The 7,904-nt window shown below is 65.4% G+C and carries 8 protein-coding genes; 5 read left to right on the top strand and 3 right to left on the bottom strand.

Annotated elements, in window-relative coordinates; all coding sequences use genetic code 11:
• Positions 1-61: 61 nt before the first annotated feature.
• From efeB to efeU, 3 genes are read right to left on the bottom strand one after another with little or no spacing between them, the layout of a single operon-like run.
• The gene (gene efeB / locus CH295_RS02565) at positions 62-1,312 is read right to left on the bottom strand and encodes an iron uptake transporter deferrochelatase/peroxidase subunit (protein WP_094739702.1); all 1,251 of its coding nucleotides are present in this window, start codon (positions 1,310-1,312) and stop codon (positions 62-64) included.
• The gene (efeO, locus tag CH295_RS02560; protein ID WP_094739701.1) at positions 1,293-2,432 is read right to left on the bottom strand and encodes an iron uptake system protein EfeO; all 1,140 of its coding nucleotides are present in this window, start codon (positions 2,430-2,432) and stop codon (positions 1,293-1,295) included. Before efeO ends, efeB begins: the two co-directional genes overlap by 20 nt.
• Positions 2,433-2,446: 14 nt before the next feature.
• Positions 2,447-3,328: an iron uptake transporter permease EfeU gene (gene efeU / locus CH295_RS02555; RefSeq protein WP_094739700.1), complete on the bottom strand. Its 882-nt coding sequence runs from the start codon at positions 3,326-3,328 to the stop codon at positions 2,447-2,449.
• A 177-nt stretch (positions 3,329-3,505) separates the two neighbouring features.
• On the opposite strand from efeU, the gene CH295_RS02550 reads away from it, so the two are divergent.
• The 5 genes from CH295_RS02550 to CH295_RS02530 all read left to right on the top strand — a co-directional run bounded on the left by CH295_RS02550 (position 3,506) and on the right by CH295_RS02530 (position 7,819).
• Positions 3,506-4,228, top strand: coding sequence for a lytic transglycosylase domain-containing protein (locus CH295_RS02550; protein WP_094649927.1), 723 nt, complete (start codon positions 3,506-3,508; stop codon positions 4,226-4,228).
• Positions 4,229-4,316: 88 nt separating this feature from the next.
• Positions 4,317-5,603, top strand: coding sequence for a phosphopyruvate hydratase (eno, locus tag CH295_RS02545; RefSeq protein WP_037192069.1), 1,287 nt, complete (start codon positions 4,317-4,319; stop codon positions 5,601-5,603).
• A gap of 34 nt (positions 5,604-5,637) precedes the next feature.
• Positions 5,638-6,351 (top strand): FtsB family cell division protein, encoded by a 714-nt coding sequence (locus CH295_RS02540; RefSeq protein WP_252341876.1) that lies wholly within the window; start codon positions 5,638-5,640, stop codon positions 6,349-6,351.
• Positions 6,348-6,878, top strand: coding sequence for a DUF501 domain-containing protein (locus tag CH295_RS02535; RefSeq protein WP_032404265.1), 531 nt, complete (start codon positions 6,348-6,350; stop codon positions 6,876-6,878). Before CH295_RS02540 ends, CH295_RS02535 begins: the two co-directional genes overlap by 4 nt.
• Positions 6,875-7,819 carry a Ppx/GppA phosphatase family protein gene (locus tag CH295_RS02530; RefSeq protein ID WP_037192071.1) on the top strand — a complete coding sequence of 315 codons (945 nt, stop codon included), beginning with the start codon at positions 6,875-6,877 and terminating at the stop codon, positions 7,817-7,819. Before CH295_RS02535 ends, CH295_RS02530 begins: the two co-directional genes overlap by 4 nt.
• Positions 7,820-7,904 lie beyond the last annotated feature (85 nt).

Genomic DNA, 7,904 nt, shown 5'->3' with positions numbered 1-7,904 from the left:
GACGCGGACGGGTGGGGCGGACGGGGGGGGCGGACGCGGGCGGGGTTGGCCCGCGGGAGGATCACTCGAACAGCGTCGAACCCCAGTATTCGGATTCCTCGACGCCGGGTGGGCAGGCGAAGACCGCCGATCCCACGTGTTGGATGTATTCGTTCAACGCGTCCTTGCGGGAGAGCGCCAGTTGCATCGGCACGAATTGGGTCAGTGGGTCGCGGCAGTAGGCGATGAAGAACAGGCCGGCGTCGAGGTGGCCGAAGCCGTCGGATCCGTCGGTGAAGTTGTAGCCCCGACGCAGGATCTGGACGCCACCGAGGTTCTCCTTCGACGCCAGGCGCACGTGCGCTGTCTTGTCGATGAAAGTGCCCTCGGGGCCCTGGGATTCGAAATCGAGTGCGTCGAATTCGTCCTTCTGGCCGAGTGGCGCGCCGGTTCCCTTGCTGCGTCCGATCACTCGCTCCTGTTCTTTCAACGTGGTGCGGTCCCAGGACTCGATCAACATGCGGATTCGACGCGCCACGAGGTAGGAGCCGCCGGCCATCCATGCCTGATCGTCGTCAGCAGAGACCCACACGTTGTCGTCGAGCAGAGTCGGGTCCTCGGCTTTGAGGTTCGCCGTTCCGTCCTTGAATCCGAACAGGTTTCGCGGCGTTGCCTGGGTGGTCGAGGTGGACGAGGTTCGACCGAAACCGAGTTGCGACCACTTGACCGACACGGTGCCGAAGCCGACACGGGCGAGGTTGCGGATCGCGTGGACGGCAACCTGTGGGTCGTCGGCGCAGGCCTGGATGCACAGGTCTCCGCCGGAGCGTGCGGGATCGAGGTTGTCGGCAGGGAAGTGCTGTAGATCGGCAAGTGACGCAGGCCTTTTCGATGCCAGGTCGAAACGATCGAACAGGCTCGGCCCGAAACCGATGGTCAACGTCAGCGACGACGCCGTCAGACCGAGAGCTTCGCCCGTGTCGGTGGGCGGGTTGTACTGACCGCCGTCGACCGCGCCGCCGTCGAACGTCTCCTCACCCTTGGTGAGGCGTTCGGCCATCAGGGTCCACTTCTTCAGCAGCGCAACAAATTCGTCGCGAGAGTCGGTGGTGACGTCGAAAGCGACGAAGTGCATACGATCCTGCGCCGGCGTGACGATTCCGGCCTGATGGTCGCCACGGAATTCGACGACATCCGAGGTGGGCACCTCGGCACCGGAGGCCGTCGCATGTCCTGCGATTGCCCCGACTCCGACGAGCGCAGCACCGGTCCCGACGGCACCGAAGAGGCGCCGTCGGGAGAACTGCCCGGTCTTATTGTCCTGCAACGACACCCTGCACCTGGCTCACTTCGGCGGACAACGCATCGATCTTGTTCGAGAGTTCCTGGCGCTGAGGTTCGGTCACGGCGTCGTAGAAGACGAAGCCGTCGCCGCTGCGGTACTTGGCGAGTTCTGCGTCCAGTTCTTCGAAGCGCGCGTCGATGGCGGTGCCCAGTTCGGCGTTGCGCTCGTCGAGGATGGGTCGGACGGCGGCGATGGCAGCCTGCGAGCCGTCGACGTTGGCCTGGAAGTCCCACAGGTCGGTGTGCGAGAAGAAGTCTTCTTCGCCGCTGATCTTGGTCTTGGCGACCTCGTCGAGCAGTCCCTGTGCGCCGCCTGCCACCTGGATCGGGTCGATGGTGAAGTCGTCGGCCTTGATCTTGTCGGCGAGTTCGGTGATGTCGGCCTCGAGCTGATCGGCCATCGCGTTCGTGTCGGGCTGCAGACCCTGCGTCCACAGGTCCTTCTCGATGCGGTGGAAGCCGGTCCACTCCGCACCGGGCTCCACGTCGGGCTCACGCAGGTCGATGCGCGGGTCGAGGTCGTCCGGGAAGCTCTCGGCGACGGGCTCGATGCGCTCGTAGTAGCTACGCGCAATGGGGAATTGAGCCTTGGCCGCGTCGACGTCTCCGCTCTTGACGGCGGTGACGAAGGACGTCGTGGTGTCCTGCAGTGCGTCGATCTGGCTGACGACGTAACGCTTGTAGCCGGCTGCGGCCTCGGCGAGGAGCCCGTCCTCGTCCGTGGTGCGCACCGAGTCGCCGGTGACGACGTAGTCGGCGCGGATGCCGTCGCCCACCATGCCTGCCTTGCAGGCGGTTTGGTACGTGGCGGGGTCGGGCAGGGCGACGATGAGCTGACGCGTCAGGCCGGGTCCGATGTTCTCCACCTCACCCATGACGCGGTCGCCCTCGCCGTAGACGTAGAACTCGGTGACCTTGCTGCCGTTGTTGGTGATCTGGAACGTCGAGTTTCCGGTGGTGCCCTCGGAAGCGCCGACGTCGCAGGAGGAGTCGGTCGCGGTGACGGTGATGTCGCCCGACGCGGCTTCGGTGGAGGACTTCTCGGTGCATCCGGCCAGAGCCATCGGCAGAACCGCAACGGCGGCCAGAGCGTAGGTGGTACGACGCATGGTGGTGGTGCCTTTCAGGAGGATTGCAGAGCAGGCTCGGGTGTCGCGGGAACGCGGACCGGGCGGAGGAAGAGGTAGAGGACGACCACGATGTAGAGCACCCACGCGATCGCTTGGAACACAGTGGGTTCGGGCCGGAAGTTGAAGATGCCGGCGAGCACGGTGCCGTACCAGCTCGAGGCGTCGAAGTGTGCGGTGATGTCGAAGGCGACGGCACTGCCGCCGGGCAGGATGCCGCCGATCTGCAGTGCGCGGATGCCGTAGGCGAGGATTCCGGCGGCGACCACGATGAGGAATACGCCGGTGTACTTGAAGAACACCGCGAAGTTGATGCGGACGGCACCGAAGTACAGGAACACCGTCAGCACGGCCGCGACGACGATGCCGAGCAGCAGTCCGAGCAGTGGCCAGAGGCTGCCGTTGGTGTTCTCGGCGTAGCCGACCATGAGCAGCGCGGTCTCGACGCCTTCGCGGCCGACGGCGAAGAACGCCAGCGCCAGTACTGCCGCGGGGCCGACGGTCAGCGCTTTCTCCATGTTCGCGCGCAATTCGCCGGAGATGTTCTTTGCGGCGGTGCGCATCCAGAGCACCATCGCCGTCACAATCACCACAGCAACGAGCGATGCTGCTCCGGCGATGATTTCGGCGGTCAGTCCGGTGACGGTGGACGTGCCGTAGTGGATCACGAAGAAGATGGCGGCCACCATGGCGACGGCGAGGCCGACTCCGAGCCAGACCCACTTGAGCGCGTCGCGGCGATCGGCTTTGACGAGGAACGCGACGAGGATCATCACGACGATGCCGGTCTCGAGCCCCTCGCGCAGGCCGATCAAGCCACTGCCGAACATCCGGGTGGCGATCGACGGCGCTGAGCCTGCGGCGGCGAGAAGTGGCATGAATCAGGCTCCTGCGGTGCGTCGAACATTGGTACGCCTTCCCTCGCAAAGGGTAGGCGACCCTCATGCGTGAGGGCTGACCAGAACATACACCCTGCAACCCATGCCGAATACGCGTTGACCAGGGGTTATCGTGGTCTTTAGCTTTCTATTACCTTGCGTGTGCAGGATGGAGTGGTGATCTCCCGTATCTGCGTGCTCGCCACAGCGTCGGTCCTTCTCGCGTTGACCGCGTGCGGTACAGGCGAGCCCGAGCGCGAGATTCCCGAAGGCATCCCGCCCGGGCCCGGCACCGAAGTGCCGGCCATCGACTTCAACGCGCCCGGGCGGACGGCCGATCTGTTGCTCGCCTGGGCCGAACCGCAAACCGACGCGCTCGGCATCTCGGTGACCGCGTTGGCGTCGTACGGGCACGCAGCGGCGATCATGACCGAGACGGACGCCGATTGCGGAATCGCGTGGACGACCCTCGCCGGCATCGGGTACATCGAGAGTCGACACGGCACGTACCAGGGTTCGTCGGTTCAGCCCGACGGTCTCGTCGCACCGCCGATTCGCGGAATCCCCCTCGACGGCGGACCGGGCGTCGCCGAGATTCCGGACACCGACGGCGGCGTCATGGACGGTGACACCGAGTTCGATCGGGCCATGGGCCCCATGCAGTTCATTCCCGAGACGTGGAAGAAATGGGGCGTCGACGCCAACGGCGATGGCGTCGCCGATCCCGACAACATCGACGACGCTGCGCTGACCGCGGCGCGATACCTGTGTGCGCGCGGCGGCGATCTGCGGACCGCGCAGGGCTGGGAGACGGCGTTGATGGCCTACAACCTGTCGGGTCAGTACCTGCGGGATGTGCGCGATCGTGCGGCCGCGTACTCGGTGGGCACCAGGCCGTAGGACCTCCATGCATCGCGGGCAGTGCAGGGGAGCGGCTAGTCTTGCACCCGGCACAGTCCGTCGGTACCCGTTTATAGGAGAAGCATTCGTGGCCATCATTGAGCAGGTCGGAGCGCGCGAAATCCTCGATTCTCGTGGCAACCCCACGATCGAGGTCGAGGTCGCATTGGACGACGGGACGCTGAGTCGCGCCGCCGTTCCCTCCGGTGCATCCACCGGTGAGCACGAAGCTGTCGAGCTTCGTGACGGCGGAGACCGCTACGGCGGCAAGGGTGTCGAGAAGGCCGTCAATGCCGTGCTGGACGAGATCGCGCCGGCCGTCATCGGTCTGGACGCCATCGAGCAGCGCACCGTCGACCAGGCCCTGCTGGATCTGGACGGAACGCCCGACAAGTCTCGCCTCGGCGCGAACGCACTGCTCGGTGTCTCGCTCGCGGTCGCGAAGTCCGCTGCCGAGTCCACCGGACTCGAACTCTTCCGCTACCTCGGCGGCCCCAACGCGCACATCCTCCCCGTTCCGATGATGAACATCATCAACGGTGGCGCGCACGCAGACAGTGGCGTCGACGTGCAGGAATTCATGATCGCCCCCATCGGCGCACCCACCTTCAAGGAATCTCTGCGCTGGGGTGCGGAGGTCTACCACGCACTCAAGTCGGTGCTCAAGGCCAAGGGCCTGGGCACCGGCCTCGGCGACGAGGGCGGCTTCGCTCCCGACCTCGCAGGTACCAAGGCTGCCCTCGACCTCATCCTCGAGGCCATCGGCAAGACCGGCCTCAAGCCGGGTCAGGACGTCGCCCTCGCTCTCGACGTGGCGGCCACCGAGTTCTACACCGCAGGAACCGGCTACGCCTTCGAGCGTGAGACCAAGTCCGCCGAGCAGATGTCGGCGTTCTACGGCGAGCTCGTCGACGCCTACCCGCTGGTCTCCATCGAGGATCCGCTCGACGAGAACGACTGGGACGGCTGGGTTGCGCTCACCGAGGCCATCGGCGACAAGGTGCAGATCGTCGGCGACGATCTCTTCGTCACCAACCCCGAGCGTCTCGAAGACGGCATCGTCAAGGGTGCAGCCAACGCGCTGCTGGTCAAGGTCAACCAGATCGGCACGCTCACCGAGACCCTCGATGCCGTGGATCTGGCGCACCGCAACGGCTACAAGACGATGATGAGCCACCGGTCCGGCGAGACCGAGGACACCACCATCGCTGACCTGGCAGTTGCCGTCGGCAGCGGCCAGATCAAGACCGGTGCTCCGGCTCGAAGCGAGCGCGTTGCCAAGTACAACCAGTTGCTGCGTATCGAAGAAGCTCTGGGTGATGCGGCGCGTTACGCCGGCGAGTTGTCTTTCCCCCGGTTCAATTACGAGGGATAGCGAACAGGCACGTATGGCACGAAGTGGAGAGTGAATGATGGCACGGCGCGGCAGGTCAGGGACCAGTCCAGGTGGACGTGATCCCCGACCCCGCGGCCGGGCCTCCTCTTCGGGTCGGTCCAAGGCCGGGGGCGTCTCTCGCGACGAGAACGCCTCCGGTCGGCAGGCCACCCCGCCGGAAACCTCCGAGCAGGTGCGCGACGCGGTGGTCGGCGGCAAGGCTGCTCCCCGGCGCGTCGGTGTTCGTCGGCCCAAGATGCCCGAGCGGACGTTCTTCGGACTGTCCACCGGACGAGCCGTCATTCTCGGTGTTGTGGTGTGTGCGCTGGCGTTGACGCTGGCGGTGCCGCTGCGCACCTACTTCTCGCAACGCAGTGAGCTCGAATCCGTGCTGGCCGAGCGGCAAGCGTTGGAGAACGACGTGAGCCGCCTGCAGGTTCAGAAGTCTCAACTCGACGAGCCGTCCCGCATTGCGGCCGACGCTCGCGAACGTCTGCGGTTCGTCATGCCGGGGGAGACGCCGTATCAGGTGCAGTTGCCCGGCGATTACTCGCCGAGCTCCGAGGACCTCGCAGTGGACAACACTCCGACGGGACCGTGGTACACCGAATTGTGGAACACCGCGGTCCAGCCGCAGGGATCGGACGAGCCCGCTGAGCCGACGTCCGCACCGATGCCTCTCGTACAGCCAGAACCCGCACCGGCCGCGCCGCCGGTGCCAGAACCAGAAGGAGGACCGGTCGGGTGAATTCCTCGGCAGTCTCGCAGGAAGATCTCGATGCGGTCGCATCGCAGCTCGGACGTGAACCGCGTGGTGTACTCGAGATCGCATATCGATCTCCGGACGGCAGGCCGGGTGTGGTGAAAACCGCCCCGAAGCTGCCCGACGGCACGCCTTTTCCCACCCTGTTCTATCTGACGGATCCGCGGCTGACGGCCGAGGCCAGTCGGCAGGAATCAGCCGGCGTGATGCGGGAGATGACCGAACGTCTCGGTACCGATCCCGAGTTGGCCGCGGCATACCTACGCGCCCACCAGTCGTATCTGGCCGAGCGTGACGAGATCGAATCTCTCGGAACGGATTTCACCGGCGGCGGCATGCCCGATCGTGTCAAATGCCTGCACGTGCTCATCGCGCATTCGTTGGCCAAGGGCCCGGGTGTCAACCCGCTGGGTGACGAGTCGGTTGCGTTGGCAGCCGAGAACTCGTTGCGCGGCAAGGCTATTCCGGCCGATTGGCCGACCATCGAAGAACTACGTGCGGAGAAATCATGACCAGGGTTGCAGCAATCGATTGCGGCACCAACTCGATCCGCCTGCTCGTCGCCGACAACAACGGTAAGTCCCTGGCGGACGTCGCGCGCGAGATGCGAGTGGTGCGGCTCGGGCAGGGCGTCGACGCGACCGGCGCATTCGTGCCCGAGGCGATCGAGCGCACCCGGGTGGCATTGGTGGAGTACGCGGAAATCATTCGCAAGACCGGGGCCACCGCGGTGCGGATGGTCGCGACGTCGGCTACTCGTGACGCGTCCAATCGGGAGGACTTCTTCTCGATGGTGCGCGAGGTACTCGGCAAAGTCATCCCCGGTGCCGAGGCCGAGGTGATCACCGGAGACGAAGAGGCTCGGTTGTCCTTCGCCGGCGCAGTCGGTGAACTCGACGCTGCCGCAGGGCCTTTCGTCGTTGTCGATCTGGGCGGCGGCTCCACCGAACTGGTTCTCGGCGATGCGAAGGGCGTGAAGTCTGCGTTCTCCGCCAACATCGGGTGTGTGCGGCTGACCGAGCGCTTCTTGCACAGCGACCCGCCCACCGTCGACGAGATCAACGGTGCGCGTGAGTACGCCCGCGAGAAGTTGGCGGAGGCGTTCGAGGAAGTGTCGATCGGCGACGCGTCGAGCTGGGTGGGTGTGGCCGGCACGATGACAACCATCGCGGCCATCGCCAAGGAACTACCCGAGTACGACGCCGACGCGGTGCACCTCTCGCGTGTGCCCTTCGATCAGCTCTTCGAGGTGTGCGAGCGACTGATCGGGATGACCCACACGCAGCGAAGCGCGTTGGGGCCCATGCATCCCGGTCGGGTCGATGTGATCGGCGGCGGTGCAATTGTCTGCAGCGTATTGGCCGAGGAGTTCGAACGACGCGGTGCCGTGAGCTCGTTGACGGTCAGTGAGCACGACATCCTCGACGGTATCGCGATGTCCATCAAGATCTGATCTGCAATTCTGCAGATGCGGTCTGCGGCGATGTAGGTTGCATCGCTGCGTGATTCGGTGAAGCCTTACAGGCGCTGTGGCCCAC

The sequence above is a fragment of the Rhodococcus sp. 14-2483-1-2 genome (assembly GCF_002259405.1).
Lineage (GTDB): Bacteria > Actinomycetota > Actinomycetes > Mycobacteriales > Mycobacteriaceae > Rhodococcoides.
This window is presented reverse-complemented; position numbering and strand designations above follow the sequence as displayed.